This window comes from Halomonas ramblicola (genome assembly GCF_030409215.1).
Classification (GTDB): domain Bacteria; phylum Pseudomonadota; class Gammaproteobacteria; order Pseudomonadales; family Halomonadaceae; genus Halomonas; species Halomonas ramblicola.
Genome location: NZ_JAUFPL010000020.1, coordinates 22485 through 44255, shown reverse-complemented (window position 1 = coordinate 44255; position 21771 = coordinate 22485). Strand labels below are relative to the sequence as shown.

At 68.5% G+C, this 21771-nt stretch carries 22 protein-coding genes and 1 tRNA gene; 19 read left to right on the top strand and 4 right to left on the bottom strand.

Features of this window, described 5'->3' with window-relative positions; translation table 11 throughout:
• The first annotated feature begins 96 nt into the window (after nt 1-96).
• The 9 genes from QWY80_RS08390 (at nt 97) to QWY80_RS08350 (ending at nt 7124) form a co-directional block, all read left to right on the top strand.
• Nucleotides 97-279, top strand: coding sequence for a hypothetical protein (locus tag QWY80_RS08390; protein ID WP_290230332.1), 183 nt, complete (start codon nt 97-99; stop codon nt 277-279).
• A gap of 66 nt (nt 280-345) precedes the next feature.
• Nucleotides 346-3120, top strand: coding sequence for a phage tail tape measure protein (locus QWY80_RS08385; RefSeq protein WP_290230331.1), 2775 nt, complete (start codon nt 346-348; stop codon nt 3118-3120).
• 31 nt (nt 3121-3151) lie between these two features.
• Nucleotides 3152-3571 carry a hypothetical protein gene (locus QWY80_RS08380; protein ID WP_290230330.1) on the top strand — a complete coding sequence of 140 codons (420 nt, stop codon included), beginning with the start codon at nt 3152-3154 and terminating at the stop codon, nt 3569-3571.
• Between the two features lie 22 nt (nt 3572-3593).
• The gene (locus QWY80_RS08375; protein WP_290230329.1) at nt 3594-4028 is read left to right on the top strand and encodes a hypothetical protein; all 435 of its coding nucleotides are present in this window, start codon (nt 3594-3596) and stop codon (nt 4026-4028) included.
• Between the two features lie 287 nt (nt 4029-4315).
• Nucleotides 4316-4810 carry a DUF1441 family protein gene (locus tag QWY80_RS08370; RefSeq protein WP_290230328.1) on the top strand — a complete coding sequence of 165 codons (495 nt, stop codon included), beginning with the start codon at nt 4316-4318 and terminating at the stop codon, nt 4808-4810.
• Nucleotides 4811-4861: 51 nt separating this feature from the next.
• Nucleotides 4862-5971, top strand: a complete 1110-nt coding sequence (locus QWY80_RS08365) for a coiled-coil domain-containing protein (protein WP_290230327.1) — start codon at nt 4862-4864, stop codon at nt 5969-5971.
• Nucleotides 5972-5974: 3 nt separating this feature from the next.
• Nucleotides 5975-6547 carry a hypothetical protein gene (locus QWY80_RS08360; RefSeq protein WP_290230325.1) on the top strand — a complete coding sequence of 191 codons (573 nt, stop codon included), beginning with the start codon at nt 5975-5977 and terminating at the stop codon, nt 6545-6547.
• On the top strand, nt 6544-6798 hold the full coding sequence (locus tag QWY80_RS08355) for a hypothetical protein (RefSeq protein WP_290230324.1): 255 nt from the start codon (nt 6544-6546) through the stop codon (nt 6796-6798). The genes QWY80_RS08360 and QWY80_RS08355 overlap by 4 nt, the downstream gene beginning before the upstream one ends.
• A gap of 89 nt (nt 6799-6887) precedes the next feature.
• Nucleotides 6888-7124, top strand: a complete 237-nt coding sequence (locus tag QWY80_RS08350; RefSeq protein ID WP_290230323.1) for a hypothetical protein — start codon at nt 6888-6890, stop codon at nt 7122-7124.
• 390 nt (nt 7125-7514) lie between these two features.
• Here the strand turns inward: QWY80_RS08350 and QWY80_RS08345 are convergent, their stop codons facing one another.
• The 4 genes from QWY80_RS08345 to ispB form a co-directional block, all read right to left on the bottom strand.
• Nucleotides 7515-7676: a hypothetical protein gene (locus tag QWY80_RS08345; protein WP_290230322.1), complete on the bottom strand. Its 162-nt coding sequence runs from the start codon at nt 7674-7676 to the stop codon at nt 7515-7517.
• Between the two features lie 382 nt (nt 7677-8058).
• Nucleotides 8059-8700 carry a BRCT domain-containing protein gene (locus QWY80_RS08340; protein ID WP_290230321.1) on the bottom strand — a complete coding sequence of 214 codons (642 nt, stop codon included), beginning with the start codon at nt 8698-8700 and terminating at the stop codon, nt 8059-8061.
• A gap of 524 nt (nt 8701-9224) precedes the next feature.
• A tRNA-Pro gene (locus QWY80_RS08335) sits at nt 9225-9301 on the bottom strand.
• An 84-nt stretch (nt 9302-9385) separates the two neighbouring features.
• A complete protein-coding gene (ispB, locus tag QWY80_RS08330) occupies nt 9386-10384 on the bottom strand; it encodes an octaprenyl diphosphate synthase (RefSeq protein ID WP_290230320.1) in 999 nt (332 codons plus the stop codon).
• 236 nt (nt 10385-10620) lie between these two features.
• Between ispB and rplU the strand changes: the two genes are divergently transcribed.
• The 10 genes from rplU (at nt 10621) to ileS (ending at nt 21758) form a co-directional block, all read left to right on the top strand.
• Nucleotides 10621-10932, top strand: a complete 312-nt coding sequence (gene rplU, locus QWY80_RS08325; RefSeq protein ID WP_290230319.1) for a 50S ribosomal protein L21 — start codon at nt 10621-10623, stop codon at nt 10930-10932.
• A 35-nt stretch (nt 10933-10967) separates the two neighbouring features.
• Nucleotides 10968-11225, top strand: a complete 258-nt coding sequence (gene rpmA / locus QWY80_RS08320) for a 50S ribosomal protein L27 (protein WP_163501146.1) — start codon at nt 10968-10970, stop codon at nt 11223-11225.
• An 85-nt stretch (nt 11226-11310) separates the two neighbouring features.
• Nucleotides 11311-12498 carry an Obg family GTPase CgtA gene (gene cgtA / locus QWY80_RS08315; RefSeq protein ID WP_290230316.1) on the top strand — a complete coding sequence of 396 codons (1188 nt, stop codon included), beginning with the start codon at nt 11311-11313 and terminating at the stop codon, nt 12496-12498.
• A gap of 13 nt (nt 12499-12511) precedes the next feature.
• A complete protein-coding gene (gene proB / locus QWY80_RS08310) occupies nt 12512-13651 on the top strand; it encodes a glutamate 5-kinase (protein ID WP_290230314.1) in 1140 nt (379 codons plus the stop codon).
• Between the two features lie 224 nt (nt 13652-13875).
• Nucleotides 13876-14142 (top strand): 30S ribosomal protein S20, encoded by a 267-nt coding sequence (gene rpsT / locus QWY80_RS08305; RefSeq protein ID WP_290230313.1) that lies wholly within the window; start codon nt 13876-13878, stop codon nt 14140-14142.
• Between the two features lie 375 nt (nt 14143-14517).
• Nucleotides 14518-16041, top strand: coding sequence for a murein biosynthesis integral membrane protein MurJ (gene murJ, locus QWY80_RS08300; RefSeq protein WP_290230411.1), 1524 nt, complete (start codon nt 14518-14520; stop codon nt 16039-16041).
• Nucleotides 16042-16101: 60 nt separating this feature from the next.
• The gene (locus QWY80_RS08295; RefSeq protein WP_290230312.1) at nt 16102-16713 is read left to right on the top strand and encodes a LemA family protein; all 612 of its coding nucleotides are present in this window, start codon (nt 16102-16104) and stop codon (nt 16711-16713) included.
• Nucleotides 16714-16715: 2 nt separating this feature from the next.
• Nucleotides 16716-17774, top strand: a complete 1059-nt coding sequence (locus QWY80_RS08290) for a TPM domain-containing protein (RefSeq protein ID WP_290230311.1) — start codon at nt 16716-16718, stop codon at nt 17772-17774.
• 107 nt (nt 17775-17881) lie between these two features.
• Nucleotides 17882-18913: a bifunctional riboflavin kinase/FAD synthetase gene (ribF, locus tag QWY80_RS08285; RefSeq protein ID WP_290230309.1), complete on the top strand. Its 1032-nt coding sequence runs from the start codon at nt 17882-17884 to the stop codon at nt 18911-18913.
• A 10-nt stretch (nt 18914-18923) separates the two neighbouring features.
• On the top strand, nt 18924-21758 hold the full coding sequence (ileS, locus tag QWY80_RS08280; protein ID WP_290230308.1) for an isoleucine--tRNA ligase: 2835 nt from the start codon (nt 18924-18926) through the stop codon (nt 21756-21758).
• The last annotated feature ends 13 nt before the right edge of the window (nt 21759-21771 follow it).

The following is a 21771-nucleotide window of genomic DNA, read 5'->3' as shown; positions in this document are numbered from 1 at the left end:
ATGACGCTCCCTGCCACCGATAAAACACAATATGAGCTAATCAGGCCTAATCAGACTACATTATGTTGTGTGACTGTATGGATGGACAGCAAAGCCATGAAGACTTCCAGCGCACGTCCTCTCCGCGGCCCGCAAGTCGCCCCGACCATAGCCCGTCGCCGTGAACTGTTCGAGATCTTGGAGCGCCAAGCCGAGCAGGGTGATACCCATGCTGTGGGTTGGCTGTTGCTGTTAAGCGACCGTCGGCTGCCCACGCCGATCATCGCCGCCGATCAGTAATGCCGGGCACCCACCGGGGTGGCCCTCTGGTGGTGGACACCAGACACGAACACAGGAGGAGCCGCCGTGGCGGACTTGGAAAAGACGGTAGCCATCATCTTCGAGGGCGTCGACCAGATGGGCGCGGGGGTGGACTCCGCCACCAAGCGCATCGACAACCTCAGCGACAATGTCGAGGCCATCGCCGCGCCGTTGGCCACTGGCACCAAGGCCCTGCTGGCGTTCGAGGCGGCGGCGCTGACCATGGCGGTGGCGCTGGGCTCGCGGGCCTATGATTCGGCGGTCAAGTTCGAGTCGGCGCAGGCCGAACTCGCCAAGACGCTGGGCGAGAATGACGGCAGCGTCGATCAGTTCACCCGCCAGATCACCGAGCTGTCGAACACCTACGGCGAGTCCTCGACCGACCTGCTCAGCTCGATGGCCAACTACAAGCAGGCGGGGTTCACGGCGGAAGAGGCGCTGGGCCTGGTCAAGAGCGGCCTGGACCTGGTGATCGCCGGCGATCTCGAGGCAGCGCAGGCCAGCGAAGTGCTGGTGGCCACCCTCAAGGGCTTCAAGGCCCCGGCCAGCGATGCCAACCAGTTGCTCGAGGTGCTCAACGCCTCGTCGAACACCTACGCCACCAACGTCGATCAGCTCTCCCAGGGCATGGCCCGGCTGTCGCCCATTGCCGATGCCATGGGCCTGAGCTTCGAAGAGACCGCTGAGCTGCTGATCCCGGTGATCGAGGTGTTCCGCTCCGGGCCCGAGGCGGCCAACGCCCTGCGCACCGGCCTCTTGCGCCTGGGCGATGACAGCAAGCCCGTGACGGCTGCGCTGGAGAGCATCGGTGTCGCCCAGCGCGACAGCAACGGCGTGCTGCGTGATTCCAGCGCCATCCTGCTCGACGTGGCCAACGCCACCGGCGACCTGGCGGACAGCGAGAAGCTGTTCGTGGCCCAGCAGCTGTTCGGCATCGAGCAGTCGGCGAAGATGGTCACCGTCCTTGATTCACTGTTCGGCAGCACCGTCGATGTGAACCAGGCCATGGAAGAATCGGCCAGCGTTTCTGAAGAGGTGGCGATCCGTCTGGGTACCGCCGAGAAAGCGGGCGACCGAGCGCGGGAATCCTTCGAGAACCTGGCACGCACCCTGGGCATGGAGTTCAAGGACGAGATGGCCGGCATCAGCTCGGCCATGACCGATGTCTTCATCCAGTTCGAGAGCGCCGCCGCCGATGGCGCCCTGGACGAGTTCTTCGCCGCCATCACGCCGACCCTGGACGAGATCAGGCGCCTGGCGCTGGAGGTGGCCGAGGCATTGCCCGAGGCCCTGGCGGGTGCCGACTACAGCGGCTTCTCGCAGGGCATGGCCGCGCTGTTCGGCGACCTGGAGAACGTGAGCGTTTCCGCTGACGATCTGCAGCGGGTCATCGAGGCCCTGGGCGGCACCTTCAAGTCGCTCTCCGAATTCACCGCCGGCACCATCGAGGTATTCAAGGGCGTGGCTGGCGCCCTGGCCCCGGTGATCGAAGCCTTCCTGAGCCTGGACGGCGATACCCAGAAGCTGATCGGTACCATCGGCGGCATCTCGCTGGTAGTGGGCCCCGCTGCCGGCGTGCTGGGCGGGCTGACCAAGGCCGTGTCGGCCCTGGCGGGCAAGGGCGGCGTGATTGCCCTGGGCCTGCCGCGGATCCGCGATCTGGTGGGCGTGCTCGGCAAGAACTCCGGCCTGGCCGCCGTGGCCTTCATCGCGGGCGAATCCATCTGGGAGATGCACAAGCGGCTGGAGGAATTCAATAAGGAGCCGATCAACCTCAGCGACAAGCTCAAGAAGGACCTGGAGGAAGTCGAGAACATCCAGGGCGACGAGTTCTCACTGTTCAACGTCGAGAATCTCGCCGCCGGTGTGGAATCTCTCAGGCAGCATTTTGGTTGGGGCGAGGAAGCGGCTGAAGATTTCCAGATCTTTGGCAGCGAAGCCGAAAAGGCAGCTATCGAGGTGGCGAACCTGGGCGGCGATGCCGAGGATGCCGAGGGCTCGATCAAGGAGATGGGCGACACCGCCGGCGACTCGGCGGAGAAGATCTCGACCATCAAGCAGGCGGCCATCGATGCGGCCCTTCAGGTCGCTAGCCTGGGCGAGGGTGAGGAGGAGATTAGGAAGCTGGACATTGCTGCGGTGGATGCGGCCCTGTCCGTGGCGAAGATCGGAGAGACCAACGAGTCCATCAACGTGCTCTCCGCCGACATCGACGACACCAGCCGGTTCGTGCGCGGGCTGGACGGCAACCTGATCGAGGTTGGCAAGTCCATCTCCGTGATGGGCGGGGCGGCAAAGGAGGCCGGCAAGGACGTTGAGGACGGCGGCGAGAAGTTCTCCGAGTTCGAGAAGACCCTGCTTGAGTTGGAATCGAACGAAAAGATCAAGGCCATGGAGTTCACGGCTTCGATTGCCGTGGCCGGCCTCGAGGCCGACGCCCAGAAGGTGGAGGCGGTGATGGGATCCCTGGCGACGACCGTGGACAGTACCAGTCAGGTACTCGACGGCCTGTTCTCGGACCGGTTCGGCAACGACGACTTGAGCCGTTGGGATGAGGTCAGCCTCGACAGTGCCATCCGCAAGCAGGAGGAGGCGCAACAGGAAGCGATCGGGTTGCAGAATGAGCTGGCCAGGCAGCAGATCGCGAGCCTCAAGGCCCGCACCGAGGCTATGCGCAATGGCGAGGGGCTAATCAAGATCGACTCCACCGGCCTGGAGCCGGCGCTGGAGATGATCCTCTGGGAGATCCTCGAGAAGATCCAGCTGCGCGCCAATGCCGAGGGCGCGGAGTTCCTGCTGGGACTGAATGGCTCGGCTTGAGTCAGGCGAAACATTCCAGGAAGGGTATGCGATGAATGACCGAATCGAGTTGAGCAAAAAGGTAGTGCACTTCAAGGCAGAAGCTGACCAGTGGCGCCAGGCTCGCCTGAAGTGCGTGGAGGCCATGCGCGCCGCGATAAATGACACCCCGGGGGTGCTCAGCGCCAAGGCCCGGGAGGCCGGCCTGGCGCTGGGTGATGCTGAACTGCGCAACCTCCAGGAGCCGTTTGATGTCTTCGGTGCCGCCGTGCGCGAGCAGCACCAGGGGATGACAGATGCCAGGGAGTCCCGGGCTCTGGTGGCGCTGCTCGAGCAGGTTGCCGCCCTCTACCGGGCGGCGATCCAAGCGACCGTCGAACAATCGAAGGCCGATGAGCAGGCCTCCCAGGCTCAAGCCCAACTCGAACGGATGGGGGGGCTGCCGGGCGGTGACACTCCTGCAATTCATTGACGATAGGGGGAGGGGTTCATTGATGGCGACCCACGTGACCCAGGAGCTGAGCGAGCTCGAGGCTGCGGCCCGCCAGCGCCGCGACTATCACTACCGGCAGTTCGACCAGGCCCTGGCCAGCCTCAAGGACCTGGGCGCCCGTTGCCCGGGCGTGACCTGCCCGAAAGTGCAGGCGGCCGGGCTGGCGCTTTCGCAGGCCACCCGGGGGGATGTCGACACGCCCGTCATGGCCTTCGCCGATGCGCTGCTCGAGTACGCCCGCACCGAACCAGAAAAAGACCAGGGGGAGGGGGTGACGCGGTTGGCCAATCAGGCCATGGCGCATATGCGCGAACTGGCCCACCACATCGACCATGAGGCGGCGGCACAGCGAGAGCTCCAGTTGTTCGAGCACCTGCACGAGCAGGCGCGTGAGCCGCTGGACGAGACGCCCCAGTCACGAGGACCGGGGGCATGAGTGCCACTGCGTCGCGATCCCTGAAGGCGGCGGCTGGCGTTACCAGATTTTCCGGTATCGCCGAACAATTGCCGGGAAATCCGGCAATTTGGTTCGCACTACCCGCGGCTCGGCCTGCTGGGAAAAATCGCGGGTCCTTCCGGCGACCCCACCCCCGTCCACGGGGGCGCAGAGTCCCGGATTTCGACAAAATTTCGGCGTTACAGGACCACCACCACCACACCGACAAAAGCCGCGTGGTTAAGGGGAATCGGGGTGGGGACGGTGAAGAAACGAGGTGAGCAGCCATGACAGATATTCGGAGCATGAGGGATGCCTACCGCTGGAACATCAGCCGCATCGCCGCCGTGTTCAACAAGGACCGTGGCGTGGTGCGCCGCCGGCTGCGGGAGGCGGGTGTTCAGCCGGCAGCCACCCGGCAGGGCATCAACCTTTATGACCTCAGCGATGTGGCTCCGGCGTTGTTTCCTACCCGGGGGCAGCCTCGCGTCGTCAGCGACCCCGATGACCTGGATCCCATGGACCGGAAGTCCTGGTACCACTCGGAGAACCTGCGACTCGAGTTCGAGCGCAAGATACGGGGGCTGGTAACTGAGGAAGACTATCGCCACGAGTTGAGCGCCTTCGCCGCAACGCTCCGTGATCACCTTGCTCAACTCCCCGAGATGCTGGAGCAAGACGTGGGGCTCGATCCGGAGGCCCTGGCTATGGTCGCCACGGTGACCGACGCCCTGCGCGCCCAGTTGGGCGGCTACATCAGTGACGACGAACCGGCCGCGTGAGCGTGGCCACTCACGCCGGCGCCGCCGGCAACCGAGAAGGAGAGCAGCACCATGACCACTGCGACGAAGAGCAAGACCAAGGCCGCCAACTGGGTCGAGTGGAACGATAAGCTGAAGGCCAAGCGCGAAGAACTGGCCGCCATCACCGGCCTGGGGGATGCGCAGGAGCAACACCGCCGCGCCCGCCAGGGCCTGATCCATACCATCGGCCGCGCTAATCAGAGCCGATACACGCCGGGCGGGGGCATCATCCACGCCGGCCAGCCGGCGCCCCGGAACCCTTACGAACTGACCGGCCAGGCCCGCCAGACCGATGACGGCATCCTCGAAGTGGCCGCCGCCCTGCTGACCTACCTCGATGGCCTCGACGAGAAGATGGACGCCGGCGCCCGCCAGGCGGATCCGCAAAAGGCGCTGTTCGTCAGCGAGACCCGCACCGCACTGCGCGAACGCCGCGATGCCCTGGAGGATGCCCGCCACCAGGCGGGGACGCTTCAGGCCGAAAAGGATCGGGTGGCCGGTGAACTCGCCGCCCTGGAAGAGCAGGCCCCGAAGGCCAGCGCCTCGACGCTCGGTGCCATGGCAAAGGAATGCGAGCAGGCCGCCAAGGAACGCGACCGCATCGCCGCCAGGCTCAAGGAACTCGAGGCGGACGACGGCACCCTCGAGAAGGCCAAGCAGCAAGCCGACACCGCCCGGGAGCAGCTCGAGGAGGCCGAGGCCATGGCCGCCCTGGGCGAGACCGACCCCGAGGCGGTGAAGGCCTCGAAGGCCGCCGCCGACAAGGGCCAGAAGGCGCTCGAGGAGGCCGAGGCCGACTACCGGCAGCAGGAAGCCGCCCGCCGTGGCTTGGCTCGCAAGCTCGAGGAAGCCACCACCTACCACGACACCCTCGCGAACACCTACAACCAGGCGGTGATCCGTATTCGGGGGGTCGACCTCGCCACCCGGGAGGCCGCTCTGGTCGAGCACGCCAAGGCCTTCCAGGAGCACCTTGCCGACCTCGCCCGCATCTACGCCGACCTGGAGGAGGCCCAACCCCAAGCCAGCTATGGCCAGGCGCGTCTCGAGATCCAGATGCCCACCCTTCACCACCACCCCGATGCCGACGAGATCAACAGCGACGGCTTCATCATGACGCCCAACGGGCGCGAGGAGTGACCCATGGCCAAGCCTCGCATCAAGCTGAAGTCGGCCCGGGCGGCGGCGGAGGGGCAGCGCGACCTGGATCGCGCCCTGCGCCTGCTCGCTGAAGCCGTCGGCATGACGCCATCCCAAGTCATGCGCAACCCGCACGCCGCGAAGGCGAAATGGAAACTGAAGGAGGCCGAGGGCCAGCAGGCCCGCCGGAAGGCGGCATCCAGTCTGGCGCCGCTGGCGGAAGCGCTCGGTTGGTCCACCGATCAAGTGGCCATGACGAACGAGGAGGCCATCGAGCAGCGCATCGAGGAGATGAAGCAACAGCACATCGAGGCTCGGCTCGCCGAAGAGCACGAGCGGGTGATCGGCATACTCCACGCTTGCGATGTCACCGGCCAGCACCAGCTCCTGCACAAGCTGGTGGTCAACGGCACGCCAGTGAGCCGGGCCGCCGAACACATCTATGACGTAGCGGCTTCGGAGAGCGACGGTCTCGCCATCTTCAACGGCCACTCGCCGGAAGGCGGGCACAAGAAGGCCATCGACTACGCCAAGATCTACGGCCGGCAGAATGGCCGGAAGGGGGAGCGGGCATGATCGTCACCCGACCCCGCGGGGCCATCGTCACCAACCCCGCCCGGCGCCCCGCGGCCGAGCTGGACCGGCCAAACCTGCGTTACGCGACATCGCTGGACCGGTGCCGGCAGCACCAGGTCGAGCTCTACACCCGCGGCGGCCGCCGCTTCGCCCGGTTGTTCGGCGAAGACCGTGACGCACTCCAGGCGCGTGCCGATCGCTGGCGCGAGCATATCTCGCCCAGCCTCGAGCAACGCTGGCCAGAACCCTGACCGTGGTTGGCACCAGGGCGCCCGGCTTGTCACCGGGCATTGCGCTCCCTCGGGGGCGCTTTTTTCTGCACTGCTGGAGGAAGCGAGCCATGCCCAAGCGTGACCTATTCGCCCAGGAGACCCGCGACGGAGCTGAGTACCGCCGCGACCGGCTGGAGGAGGAGCACGAGCGCCTGATGCGCCGGATCAAGTGGGCAGTGCACCGCAATGACGATGCCGCCATCGAGTGGCTGGAGGCCAGGCTGGACGCCATTGAGGCAGAGATCGACGCTGACCTGGCACCAGGACGCGAGCCCACCCGCTTCGACAGCTGCCGGCCGCGGTAGCCCCACGCGCGCGGGCCCGAGGTGAGATTTTCCCACTTCGGTCTGCGCGCCAACTGGCGCTCCCACGCGCGCGGGCCCGAGGGCATGGGCAAAGTGAGCCAGCCTCACTTTGGTCTGGCGCCCCACGCGCGCGGGCCCGAGGTGTGAGCGAGGGGGGCCCAGATCGGGCACGCCAGGGTAGCCCCACGCGTGCGGGACCGGGCCATTCCTGAACGGTAGCCGCTCGGCCTGCTGCTGGCCTGGCCGCTCGGAAGGAAGGCAGGCGGTCAGGCGCTTTCGCAGACCACCCGGGGGGAGGGCCCCGCGCCCTTCATGGCCTTCACCGATGCGATGCGCGCAGACGCTCTCACCGAGCCGGGAAACAACCAGGGGGAGGGGTGGTCAAATTGACTACCCCTCCCCCTGGCGCATAGGCGCAAGCTGGCTCACCACCTCGATCATGAGGTCGCGGCGCCGCGAGAACGCCAGCAGTTCGCGCACCTGCAGGATCAGGCCCACCAGCAGCTGGACGAGACGCCCCAGCCGCGAGGACCGGGGGAGGGAGAGCGCCACCGCGGCGCGATCCCTGACGGCGGCAGCTGGCGCGTGCCAGTGGCAGAGCGTCGGCGCTGGCGCCAGGTGTACCGGCCGCGGCCTCGCGCGCTCGCCAAGGGCTCGGCTGGCAGGAAACATCGCGGGTCCTTCCGGAGCCCCACCCCCGTCCACGGGGACGCAGAGTCCCGGGTTTTGGCTATTTACGAGCGATTTCCAGGGTGGGGTTGTTGTTTCGATGTCGTGCCGGCATTCCTTTGGAAGGTCCGCCGTTGTGGGCATCGCCGGCCGCCGCCGCGCTTCAACATGACAACCTGCCGCCCCACCCTAGGCACCCGCTACGCTTGCCAGGTGGCCCCGCCGCCGTCATGACCGGATGCGGGGCTGGCGCTGGCCGCCGGAGTTATAGCCAGTTGGCCCAGTGCCGTTCGCTGATCAGGTGGATGTCGCGCCCATCGCTGCGCAGCTCCACGGCGTGCTGGATCTTGCGGCCGTAGTTCGACTGGGCCCAGTCGCCGCTGCCCAGATCGCCGATCACCACGAAGTGGGTGGCGAGGTTGGGGCTCTTCTGGGGCTGCCCGCCGCGTTGGACGATCTCCGCCTCGCACTCGCGGCGCGTACCTGTGACGAAGCGGCCGGTGAGCACGAAATTGCAGCCCTCGAAGGCAACATCCGGCGCCGGGTCGCAAAGGGGCAGGGCGGAAGACTGGCGGCTGGCGCTGTCGCCGCCCTGGGTGGATCCGCCGCCGGTATAGTCGAGCAGCAGGCCGATCAACTCCGCCTCCTCATCGCCATCCAGCACGCCATCGGCGAGCATTTCCTCGAGGCGCGGGAAGAGCACATTGAAGGGCCAGACGGCCAGGGACTCGGGGCGTTCTCCGAGCCATTGGAGTAGGTATTCGGCCTCGGCCTGGTTCACCGAGCCATCGGCCAGCACCCCGCGGGCCAGCCCGCACAGCTCATTGGCATCCCGGGTGGCGTTCTTGGCCATATTGAGCCGGCGCGTGATCGACTGGCCATGGGGATCGAGTTGGATAGACATCATGTTCTCCCTTGTTGTAGTTCCCTGCGGGCCGTGGGCCCGTTGGGTAGTTTGGCAAAGGGAGGTGAGGTCTGCTCGTGCTGGCGCCCACTCGCGCCAGGCCAGGCCGCGCCGAGTCGGCCCAAAATGAGCCGTCTCAGTTGGCGCCCCACGGCGTAGGGCGCGCGCCGTCAGGAGGAGGCGCGCCACAATCCACAAGCCCACCCGGCGTGATCACGGATGTCATGGCCAGCCGAGATAGAGCATGTTCATCGGAGCCCGTACCCGATAAGAGTGGATACGGCACCCGAAACGTACCCACTTCGGCGAATCCCGCCAGCCGCTCAACCATGCGGGTTTGCTGGCGCTGTACCCGTTGTACCCGGTGTATCCAGTCCAAAACGGCACCCGGCTCTGGGGGCTCAGGATGTCATGCGCGGGTGCTGCTCTGGGCCATCCGTTTGCTGACCCATTGCTGACCCGGTGAGCACACAACGAAAAACCGCCGCTGGGGTGAGACCCTAAGCGGCGGTTTTTCATCGGAATTCTGGTCGGAGTAGCAGGATTCGAACCTACGACCTCTGCCTCCCGAAGGCAGCGCTCTACCAAGCTGAGCTATACTCCGATGCTGCTGTGTGCGGAGCCCTCGGCTCCCGACGGTGCGCATTATACGTAAACGGCGGCGGCGTGCAAGCCTTGGCGGGCATTTTCACGCCTGGCGGTCCACCGCCAGGCGGGCCAGCTCGGCCATGCTGTCGCGGCAGGGGCTCGCCGGCAGGTGGTCGAGCTGCGCCAGGGCACGGTCGACCATCTCCTCGGCCCTCGCGCGGGTGTAGTCGAGGGCGCCGGTGGCGTCGACGATCGCCAGCACCTCGTCCAGGTGGTCGAGGCCGCCCTGGCGGATGGCGCGGCGGATCAGGGCGGCCTGCTCCGGGGTGCCCTGGGCCATGGCCTGGATCAGCGGCAGGGTCGGCTTGCCCTCGGCCAGGTCGTCGCCGACGTTCTTGCCCATGGCCTCGGCGTCGCCCTGGTAGTCGAGCAGGTCGTCGATCAACTGGAAGGCCAGCCCCAGGTAGCGGCCGTAGTGCTGCAGGGCGATCTCCTGTTCGGGCGTGGCGCCGGCGAGGATGGCCCCGCTGTGGCTGGCCGCCTCGAAGAGCATGGCGGTCTTGCCCTGGATGGTCTCGAAGTAGGCCGCCTCGTCGATGTCCGGGTTGCCGACGTTGGTGAGCTGCTGCACCTCGCCCTCGGCGATGGTGCAGGTGGCCGCCGAGAGTACCTGCATGATCCGCATCGAGCCCATCTCCACCATCATCTGGAAGGAGCGCGAGTAGAGGAAGTCGCCCACCAGCACCGAGGGGGCGTTGCCCCAGGCGTCGTTGGCCGTGGCCTTGCCGCGACGCAGGTGCGACTCGTCCACCACGTCGTCGTGCAGTAGGGTCGAGGTGTGCATGAACTCGATCAGGGTGGCGAGCATCACGTGCCGGTCGCCCGCGTAGCCCAGCGAGCGGGCCGAGAGCAGCACCAGCAGCGGGCGCAGCCGCTTGCCACCGCTGTCGACGATGTACTGGCCGATGGTCTCCACCAGCGGCACCCGTGAGGCGAGCTGGGCCATGATGGTGCGGTTGACGGCGGCGAAGTCCTCGGCCACCACGGCGTGGAGCGGCGAGGGGATGGCGGTGTCGGGGGAAGTGGCGTTGGCAGGCATGGAGGCGATATCGACAGTCGGTTGGGGGCCGGGGCGGGGCGGCCCCCTCTGGCCTTGGAATGTCGGTCATGCTATGGGGCGCCCATGAGGGCGTCAAGGCGGGTTGTGGCGCCGGGCGGCCGCCGTTATAATACGCGGCCCACTCATCTCGCTCCCTGTCAGATGGCTGCCGGAAGGGGCGCCACTCGAAGCAGGCCGATGAAGAGCCAATCCCGATGAGTCCTGGAGAGAGAAGCATGTACGCAGTTATCAAGAGCGGTGGCAAGCAGTACCGCGTCGAGGAAGGCCAGACCCTCAAGCTCGAGAAGATCGAGGTGCCCACCGGCGAGTCCGTCGATTTCGACCAGGTGCTGCTGGTGGCCGAGGGCGACGACGTCAAGGTTGGCGCCCCGCTGGTCGACGGTGCCAAGGTCTCCGCCGAGGTCGTCTCCCACGGCCGCGGCGAGAAGGTCCGCATCATCAAGTTCCGTCGCCGCAAGCATCACATGAAGCGTCAGGGCCACCGCCAGTGGTTCACTGAAGTCAAGATCACCGGGATCTCCGCCTAAGCGGTCCGTTCCCCCGAACCAGCGAGGTATTTGCAATGGCTCACAAGAAGGCAGCGGGCTCTACCCGTAACGGTCGCGATTCCGAATCCAAGCGCCTTGGCGTCAAGCTGTTCGGCGGCCAGGTCGTGACCGCCGGCAACATCATCGTGCGCCAGCGCGGCACCAAGTTCCATGCCGGCACCGGCGTGGGCCTCGGCCGCGACCACACCCTGTTCGCCCTGAACGACGGCGTGATCAAGTTCGAGACCAAGGGTCCGAAGAACCGCAAGTTCGTCAGCGTCGTCTCCGCCTGAGAGCGCCGGACCTTGCAGTGAGAAGGCCCCGCCACGGCGGGGCCTTCTTGTATCATGGTGGCAGGTGCCGCCAGGAGAGTGACAGATGCAGTTCGTCGACGAAGCCTCGATCATCGTGGAGGCCGGCAAGGGCGGTAATGGTTGCCTCAGCTTCCGCCGCGAGAAGTACGTGCCCAAGGGCGGCCCCGACGGCGGCGATGGGGGGCATGGCGGCAGCGTCTACCTGATCGGTGACGATGCCCTCAACACCCTGATCGACTTCAAGTATCAGCGCTTCTACAAGGCCCAGAACGGCCAGCCCGGCCAGGGGCGGCAGATGAGCGGCAAGGCCGGCGAGGACCTGCACGTCAAGGTGCCGGTAGGCACCACGGTGATCGACGAGGACACCCTCGAGGTGATCGCCGACGTCACCGAGATCGGCCAGGTGGTGCCGGTGGCCCAGGGTGGCCGCCGCGGGCTCGGCAACATCCACTTCAAGTCTTCCACCAACCGCGCGCCGCGGCGCACCACCCCGGGCACCGAGGGCGAGCGGCGCAACCTGCGCCTGGAGATGAAGGTGATGGCCGACGTGGGCCTGCTGGGGCTGCCCAACGCCGGCAAGTCGACGCTGATCCGCGCCGTCTCCGCGGCCAAGCCCAAGGTGGCCAACTACCCCTTCACCACCCTGGTGCCCAACCTCGGCGTGGTGAAGCTGGGCATGCACGAGCACTTCGTGATGGCCGACGTGCCGGGACTTATCGAGGGTGCCTCCGAGGGGGCCGGCCTGGGGCTGCGCTTCCTCAAGCACCTGACCCGCACCCGGCTGCTGTTCCACGTGGTCGACGTGGCGCCCTTCGACGAGTCCGACCCGGTGGCGGCCGCCGAGGCGATCGCCCACGAGCTGGGCGAGTTCTCACCGACCCTGGCCGAGCTGCCGCGCTGGCTGGTGCTCAACAAGCTCGACCTGCTCCCCGAAGAGGAGCGCGAGACCGTGGCCGACGAGATCGTCCGCCGTCTGGGCTGGCAGGGGCCGGTGTTCCGCATCTCGGCCATCTCCAGCGACGGCACCGACGCCCTGGTGCAGGCCGCCTACCGCTGGCTGACCGAGCAGCGCCGCCTGGAGAACGAGGACGAGGAGGCCGCCGAGCGTGCCCGCGAGATGCGTGCGCGCATGGAGGACGAGGCCGTGGCGCGCACCGAGGCGCGCCTGGGCCGCAAGCGCAAGCGGGTCGACGAGGACGACGACGATTTCGATGACGACGACTACGACGTCGAGGTCGAATACGTGCCCTGAGGGTTGAGAGCGAATGGAAAGCAACGAGCGGGTGGCGGGTCGCGAGGTGCTGGTCGGCGCCCGCCGGGTGGTGGTGAAAATCGGCAGTGCCCTGTTGACCAACGACGGCCGGGGCCTGGACGAGGCCGGCATCGGCGGCTGGGTCGACCAGATCGCCGAGCTGCATCGTCGCGGCCTCGAGGTGGTGCTGGTGTCGTCCGGCGCGGTGGCCGCCGGCATGGTGCGGCTGGGCTGGCAGGCGCGCCCCTCCGAGGTGCATGAGCTGCAGGCCGCCGCGGCGGTGGGCCAGAACGGCCTCACCGAGTGCTACGAGGGCCACTTCGCCCGCCATGGCCTGCTCACCGCCCAGGTGCTGCTGACCCACGACGACCTCTCCAACCGCAAGCGCTACCTCAACGCCCGCTCGGCGCTGCGCACCCTGGTCGGCCTGCGGGTGGTGCCGGTGATCAACGAGAACGACACCGTGGTCACCGACGAGATCCGCTTCGGCGACAACGATACCCTCGGCGCCCTGGTGGCCAACCTGCTGGAGGCCGACGCCCTGGTGATCCTCACCGATCAGGAGGGGCTCTACGACGCCGACCCGCGCCACCGCCCGGACGCCACCCTGATCCACGAGGCGCGTGCCGACGACCCGGCCCTGGCGGGCATGGCCGGTGGCGGCGGCGCCCTGGGGCGTGGCGGCATGGCCACCAAGGTGCGGGCCGCCCGCCTGGCGGCGCGCTCCGGGGCCTTCACCGCCATCGCCGGCGGCCGCCAGGCCGAGGTGCTGACGCGGCTGATGGCTGGCGAACGCCTGGGCACCCTGCTGCGCCCCGACCAGGCACCCATGGCCGCCCGCAAGCGTTGGCTGGCCGGCCAACTGCAGGTGCGTGGCACCCTGACCCTGGACGCCGGGGCGGTGAAGGTGCTGCGCGACCGCGGCTCGAGCCTGCTGGCGGTGGGGGTCAAGGCGGTGGCCGGGCAGTTCGTGCGCGGCGACATGGTACTGTGCGTCGACGAGCAGGGCCATCGCGTGGCCAAGGGGCTGGTCAACTATGGTGCCGAGGATGCCGCGCGCATCCTCGGCCAGCCGAGCCACCAGATCGAGGCGATCCTCGGCTTCGTCGAGGCGCCGGAGTTGATCCACCGCGACAACCTCGTCGTGCTGTGAGAACGCCGGCCGGTGCGGCTTGCGGCGCGCCGACGGTAGCATCGGGCGGTGGCGCGTGATAGGATGCGCCATCCTCTCAGACACGGCCCGTAAGCGACCGGCGTGCATCCCGTGGCCGGTCGGATGGCCAGGACGGCAGAAGGCCGAGAAACCTCCTGTCGGTTCAACATGTTATCGACACCGCCCAGAAGCGGTGGCAGCAGAATCTCCAAGGAGACAGCTCAGTGGCAAACAGCAAGCAAGCTCGCAAGCGCGCCCGTCAGGCCGAAGGTCGTCGTGTCCTGAAGGCCAGCCAGCGCAGCATGGTGCGCACCTACGTCAAGCGCGTCATCAAGGCCATCAACGGTGGCGACCACGCCCAGGCCATGGATGCCTTCAAGCAGGCGCAGCCGGTCATCGACCGCATCGCCGACAAGGACGTGCTCTCCAAGAAGAAGGCCGCGCGCCTGAAGAGCCGCCTGAACAAGCGCATCAAGGCGCTGGCTGCCTGAGCAGACCGGATGCCATCGAGATGCCCGTCAGGTGTCTCATGAAAAACCGGCTACGGCCGGTTTTTTTGTGGTTCATGGCAGACTGGCGTGATCGCTTTTGCAGGAGGGCAGCTACGCTGCGCGAATGGAGGCCGAAGGCCTCCTGGCGGTGACCCTCCAGCGTTGGTGGCACCGCCGGGCGCCTGTCGGCGCCAGTCGCGCAACAAGTTGCCCTCCTACAGTTTGGCGTTGCGCTGATCTGCGAAGAGCCTTCGTTTGTGGCCGCCATTCCCCTGGCCCCAGCCGAGGACCCATGACGTGACGGATCGCGAGCAGTCGCCACCGGCGCCGGTGGACGAGCATGACAAGGTGGTGGCCCCCAAGGGCGGCGGGCTGATGCGCTCGGGGCTGGTGGTCAGCGCGATGACCATGCTCTCGCGGGTGATGGGCCTGGCCCGGGACGTGGTGATCGCCGCCCTGTTCGGCGCCGGCACCGGCGCCGATGCCTTCTTCGTCGCCTTCAAGATCCCCAACTTCATGCGCCGGCTGTTCGCCGAGGGCGCCTTCAACCAGGCCTTCGTGCCGGTGCTCTCGGAGTACGCCACGCGGGGCTCGCGGCGCGAGGTGCGCGAGCTGCTCGATGCGGTGGCCGGCAGCCTCGCCGCGGTACTGGTGCTGCTCACCGCCCTGGCCATGTTCGCCGCGCCCTGGCTGGTGTGGGTCTTCGCCCCGGGCTTCGGGCGCGACCCGGCCAAGCTCGCCCTCACCGCCGACATGCTGCGGCTCACCTTTCCCTACCTGCTGCTGATCTCGCTCACGGCCTTCGCCGGCAGCGTGCTCAACACCTGGAACCGCTTCGCGGTACCGGCCTTTACCCCGGTGCTGCTCAACCTCTCGCTGATCGGCGCGGCCGTGCTGCTCACCCCGCTGATGGACGAGCCGGCCATGGCGCTGGCCTGGGGCGTGCTGATCGCCGGGGTGGCCCAGTTGGCCTTCCAGGTGCCCTTCCTGGCACGGCTGGGGCTCGCGCCGCGGCCCTGGCCCGATTTTGCTCACCCCGGCGTCAAGCGCATCCTGGCGCTGATGGGGCCGGCGCTGTTCGGCGTCTCGGTGTCGCAGATCAACCTGCTGCTGGATACCGTGCTGGCCTCGCTGCTGGCGGCGGGCAGCGTCTCCTGGCTCTACTATTCCGACCGCCTGGTGGAGCTGCCGCTGGGGGTGTTCGGCATCGCCATCGGCACGGTGATCCTGCCGGCGCTCTCCAGGCGCCACGCCGAACAGTCCCGCGAGCACTTCGCCGCCATGCTCGACTGGGCGATCCGCACGGTGCTGCTGCTGGGCCTGCCGGCGGCCCTGGCGCTGGCGGTGCTCGCCGAACCGCTGCTGATCGCGCTGTTCCACTACGGCGCCATGACCGAGCGCGACATCGCCATGGCGGCGATGAGCCTGCGGGCCTATGCCTTCGGCTTGGTGGCCTTCATGCTGATCAAGGTGCTGGCGCCGGGGTTCTTCGCCCGCCAGAACACCAAGACCCCGGTGAAGGTGGGCATCATCGCCATGGTCGCCAACATGGTCTTCAACCTGATCCTGATCTGGCCGCTGGCCCACGCCGGCCTGGCGCTGGCCACGGCGCTCTCGGCCTTCATGAACGCCGGCCTGCTGGGCTGGCTGTTGCGCAAGGAGGGCGTACTGGTCTTCCAGCCTGGCTGGGGGCGCTACGCGGTGCAGCTGCTGGGCGGCTGTGCGGTGATGGGCCTGGGGGTGGCCTGGCTCGCCCCCGACTGGCAGGCCTGGCTCGACTGGAGCATCTGGCGGCGCGCGGCCTGGCTGGCGGTGCTGGTGGCGACCGGCGCCGGCCTCTACTTCGCCTGGCTGGCCGCCACCGGGGTGCGCATCCGTCACTTCCGCATGCGCGGGTGACCCGAGTCCCCCCTTAGCGTCTATGCTGGCAGGGACAAGGGATTCCAGGGAGGACACGGCATGGCGGCGACGCGCGAGAGGGGCGGTATCGACGGAGGCACCCTGCGCCTGATGATCATCCTGTTGGTCGGGGCGGTGCTGGTCGCCGTGCCCTGGCTGACCCACAACCGCCTGGTGGCCGGCGAGGAGCGGGTGGCGGCGGCCTGGGCGGACGTCGAGAGCAACCTGCAGCGCCGGGCCGACCTGGTACCCAACCTGGTGCGCAGCGTCCAGGAGCACATGACCTACGAGAGCGAGACCCTGGTGCGCCTGGTGCGCGAGCGTGCCGAGGCGTTGAGCGAGGCGCTGGCCGAAGCCCGCGGGGAGGACCCCGCGCGCCTCGCCGGGCTGGAGGCGGCACTATCCGAGGAGCTCGGGCGCCTGATGCGCCGCGCCGGCGAGCATCCCGAGCTGCGCAGCGGCGACCAGTTCCTGCGCCTGCAGGCCCAGCTGGAGGGCAGCGAGAACCGCATCAACGTGGCGCGCATGCGCTACAACGCGGCGGTGCGCGAATACAACGCCGACCTGCGCGGCTTCGTGGGGCGCTGGGTCGCCGACCCCATGGGCCTGGGTCCGCGTGACTACTTCGAGGCGAGCCCCGATGCCGCCGAACCGGTCGAGCTGGCCTTCTGACCATGACCGGCCTGCTGATCGGTGTCGGCCTGCTGGCCCTGATCCTGCTCCTGGGGCGTTATGGCCGAGGCCTGCCCTGGTGGCTGGCGCCGACCCTGGCGGGGCTGCTGCTGGCGGGCATCGCCTGGTGGATGCGCGGCCCCGAGCTGGTGGAGGACCGGGCCGGCCTGCTCGACGAGGCGCAGCGGCAGCGCCTGACGGAATACCACGCCCTCCTGGCCGCCGACCACGCCATCGACTATCGGGTGGTGACCGGCCGCGAACTGGGCGACCTGGATCGCTTCGCCGTCGATTACGTCGCGGCGCACGAGGTGGGCGGCGACGATGGGCGGGGGCTGCTGCTGGTGCTGGATGCGGCGGCCGACGAGGTGCGCCTCGAGGTGGGCCACGGCCTGGAGGCGCACTACGTCGACGCCTTCGTCGCCTACCTGGAAGCGCGGCAGATGACCGAGTTCTTCGCCGCGGGGCGCGTCGCCGATGGCATCCTGGCCAGCACCGAGCTGATCGTGGCCCAGGCCCAGCAGGCCGAGGGCGAGCTGGTGCCGGCCATCGCCGGCAGTGGCGGCGCCGGGGCGCGCCTGCCGGCGCGCCTCGACGCGGGGCGGTCGGCCCCCAGCGATGCGCCACTGGCGGCCGAGGCGGGCGCCGCGCCCCGCGAGGTGCTGGTCGCCTACCGGCGCGCCATGGAGGAGCGCAACGACAACCCGGCACTCGACATCTACAGCCGCGCGACCCGCGACATGCTCGCCGACTGGGTGATGACCCCGGCGCAGATGGACAACCTGGCGCGCAGCCTGGCGAGCTGCGCCGTGGAGCGCGAGGTGACTGGTGACGAGGGGCGGCGTGCCGTGCTGCTAGCGCCCCTGGCCGAGCGCCAGTGCCCACCCTATTTCCTGGTCCGCGAGGAGGGCGCCTGGCGGCTCGACCTGGCCACCATGATGCGCGCCGTGCGTTTCGGCCGCGACAACAGCTGGCGGCTGGAGCCCGGTGCGCTGGGGCTCTATGGCTTCGGCTTCGCCGGGCTGGCGTTCGATTCCCGAGGCTTCCCGCGGCTCCCCTGAGCCCGGCGCGCCAAAGACCAAGCCGGCCCGGCTGTCAAGGGGCCGGCTGTCCGGTATAATCGCATCCTTTACCACCCCCATCGGGCAAGCGGAGCTACGGCAGCGCCATGCAAGTGATCCGAGGACTGCACAATCTGCGCGACGAGCACCGCGGCTGCGTGGCCACCATCGGCAACTTCGATGGCGTGCACCTCGGCCACCAGGCGATCCTCGAGCAGTGCCGCGAACAGGCCGCGCGCCTCGGCCTGCCGGTGACGGTGGTGGTCTTCGAGCCCCAGCCCCGCGAGTTCTTCGCCGGCGACCAGGCGCCGCCGCGCCTGACCCGCCTGCGCGACAAGGTGCGCCTGCTGGGCGAGGCCGGGGTGGAGCGGGTGCTCTGCCTGCCCTTCAACGACGCCCTGAGGAGCCTCACCGCCGAGGCCTTCATCGAGACGGTGTTGATCGACGGCCTGGGCGTGCGCCACCTGGTGGTGGGCGACGACTTCCGCTTCGGCTGCGACCGCCGCGGCGACTTCCACCTGCTGACCCGGGAGGGCGAGGCCCGCGGCTTCGGCGTGGAGCACACTCGTACCTTCACCATCGATGACGAGCGCGTCTCCAGCACGCGCATCCGCACCCTGCTGGCCAGCGGCAACTTCGCCGCGGCGGCGAAGCTGATGGGGCGGCCCTACCGGCTCGGCGGCCGGGTGGTGGCCGACCAGCAGCTGGGGCGCACCATCGGCGTGCCCACCGCCAACCTGCCGCAGCCGATGCGCTCCCTGGCCCTGCAGGGCGTCTATGCGGTGGTCAGCGAGCTGCCCGACGGTCGCCGCCTGCCCGGCGTCGCCAACATCGGCTGGCGCCCCACGGTGGGCAGCCTGCGGCCGGTGCTGGAGGTGCACCTCTTCGACTTCGACGGCGACCTCTACGGGGCGCGCCTGGCGGTGTTCCCCTGCGCCAAGCTGCGCGGCGAGGTGAAGTTCGACGACTTCGCGGCCCTCAAGCGCCAGATCGGCGCCGACCAGCGCCGCGCCCGCGACTACTTCGCTTCCCGGGCGGGCCATGGCGACACTCTTCCTCTGGCATCGGCGCCGCTGGCGCGCGAGACCGTGACTTTCGACTCCTCGGCGGGTGCCCCCGCCGACCACGACGACGGCTGACCCCCAGGATATGAGCGACTACAAGCACACTCTGAACCTGCCAGAAACCGACTTCCCGATGCGCGGCATGCTGCCCAAGCGCGAGCCCGAGCGGGTGGCGCGCTGGCAGCAACTGGACCTCTACCACCGCCTGCGCGAGGAGCGCCGTGGCCGCGAGCTGTTCGTGCTCCACGACGGCCCTCCCTACGCCAACGGCAGCATCCACATCGGTCACGCCGTCAACAAGATCCTCAAGGACATCATCGTCAAGTCGAAGAACCTGGCCGGCTTCGACGCCCCCTATGTACCCGGTTGGGACTGCCACGGCCTGCCCATCGAGCACAAGGTGGAAACCACCCACGGCAAGCACCTGCCCCCCGAGCGCGCCCGCGAGCTGTGCCGCGAGTACGCCGCCGAGCAGATCCAGGAGCAACTGAAGGACTTCGTGCGCCTGGGGGTGATCGGCGACTGGGACAACCCCTACCGCTCCATGGACTACGCCAACGAGGCCGGCGAGATCCGCGCCCTGGCCGAGATGGTCGAGGCGGGCTATGTCTTCAAGGGACTCAAGCCGGTCAACTGGTGCTTCGACTGCGGCTCGGCCCTGGCCGAGGCCGAGGTGGAGTACCAGGACAAGCAGTCCGACGCCATCGACGTGGCCTTCCCGGTGGCCGATGCCGAGCGGCTCGCCGCGGCCTTCGGCCTCGACGCCCTGGCCAAGCCCACCGCCATCGTGATCTGGACCACCACCCCCTGGACCGTCCCGGCCAACCAGGCGCTCAACGTCCATCCCGAGTTCACCTACGCCCTGGTGGACGCCGGTGAGCGGCTGCTGGTGCTGGCCGAGGAGCTGGTGGAGTCGTGCCTTTCGCGCTTCGGGCTCGATGGCGAGATCATCGCCACCGCCACCGGCGAGCGCCTCGACGGCATCCGCTTCCGCCATCCGCTCTACGACCGCCCCTCGCCGGTGTATCTCGCCGACTACGTGGAGAGCGAGGTGGGCAGCACCGGCATCGTCCACTCCGCCCCGGCCTATGGCGTCGACGACTTCGTGACCTGCCGCGCCCACGGCATGGAGTTCAGCGAGATCCTGAGCCCGGTGCAGGGCGACGGCGTCTACGCCGATGACCTGCCGTACTTCGGTGGCCAGCTGATCTGGAAGGCCAACCCGCAGATCGTCGCCAAGCTCGACGAGGTGGGCGCGCTGCTGGCCCACAAGACCATCACCCACAGCTACATGCACTGCTGGCGCCACAAGAGTCCGGTGATCTACCGCGCCACCGCCCAGTGGTTCGTGGGCATGGACGTCAAGGGTAAGGACGGCCGTACCCTGCGCGAGCGGGCGCTGGCGGGCATCGATGCCACCACCTTCACCCCGGCCTGGGGCCAGGCGCGGCTGCACGCCATGATCGCCAACCGCCCCGACTGGTGCATCTCGCGCCAGCGCAACTGGGGCGTGCCGATCCCCTTCTTCCTGCACAAGGCCAGCGGCGAGCTGCACCCGCGCACCGTCGAGCTGATGGAGCAGGCCGCCCAGCGCGTGGAACGGGAGGGCATCGACGCCTGGTTCCGCCTCGACGCCGGCGAGTTGCTGGGCGAGGAGGCCGACGACTACGAGAAGGTCACCGACACCCTGGACGTCTGGTTCGACTCCGGCACCACCCACCGCCACGTGCTGCGCGGCTCGCACCCCCACGGCCACGACCAGGGCCCGCGTGCCGACCTCTACCTGGAAGGCTCCGACCAGCACCGCGGCTGGTTCCACTCCTCGCTGCTGACCGGCTGCGCCATCGACGGCCATCCGCCGTACCGTGGCCTGCTCACCCACGGCTTCACCGTGGATGCCCACGGCCGCAAGATGTCCAAGTCGGTGGGCAACGTGGTGGCGCCCCAGGAGGTGATGGACAAGCTCGGCGCCGACATCCTGCGCCTGTGGGTGGCCTCCACCGACTACGCCGGCGAGATGGCGGTCTCCGACGAGATCCTCAAGCGTACCGCCGACGTCTACCGGCGCATCCGTAACACCTCACGCTTCCTGCTGGCCAACCTCCACGGCTTCGAGCCGAGCCGCGACGCCCTGGCGTTCGACGACCTGCTGGCCCTGGACCGCTGGGTGGTGGACCGCGCCGCCCAGCTGCAGACGCGCATCGAGACCGCCTACCAGGAGTACCGCTTCCTGGACGTCTACCAGCAGGTGCATGGCTTCTGTGCCCGCGAGCTGGGCGGCTTCTACCTGGACGTGATCAAGGACCGCCAGTACACCACCCAGGCCGACTCCGTGGCGCGGCGCAGCGCCCAGACCGCCCTCCACCGGGTGGTGGAGGCGCTGGCGCGCTGGGTGGCGCCGATCCTCTCGTTCACCGCCGAGGAGATCTACCAGCACATCCCCGGTGAGCGTGGCGACAGCGTGCTGCTCGAGGAGTACTACACCGGGCTCGGGACGCTGGCCGACGATGCCGCCATGGGCCGCGACTTCTGGGAGCGGGTGCTCGAGGTCAAGCAGGCGGTGAACAAGTGCCTGGAGGACGCCCGCAACGCCAAGGTGATCAAGGGCAGCCTGGCCGCCGAGGTCACCCTCTACGTGGACGACGCCCTGCACGAGACCCTCGCCAAGCTGGGCGACGAGCTGCGCTTCGTGATGCTCACCAGCGAGGTTCGGCTGGCGCCGCTGGACGCTGCCGGCGACGCCGTGGCCACCGAGCTCGAGGGCCTCGAGGTGGCGGTGGCGGCCAGCCCGCACCAGAAGTGCGAGCGCTGCTGGCACCACCGCGAGGACGTGGGCACCCACGCGGGCCACGACGACCTGTGTGGGCGCTGCGTCAGCAACCTGCCGGACGGCCCCGGTGAGACCCGTCGCTATGCCTGAGCCGCGTTCCTCC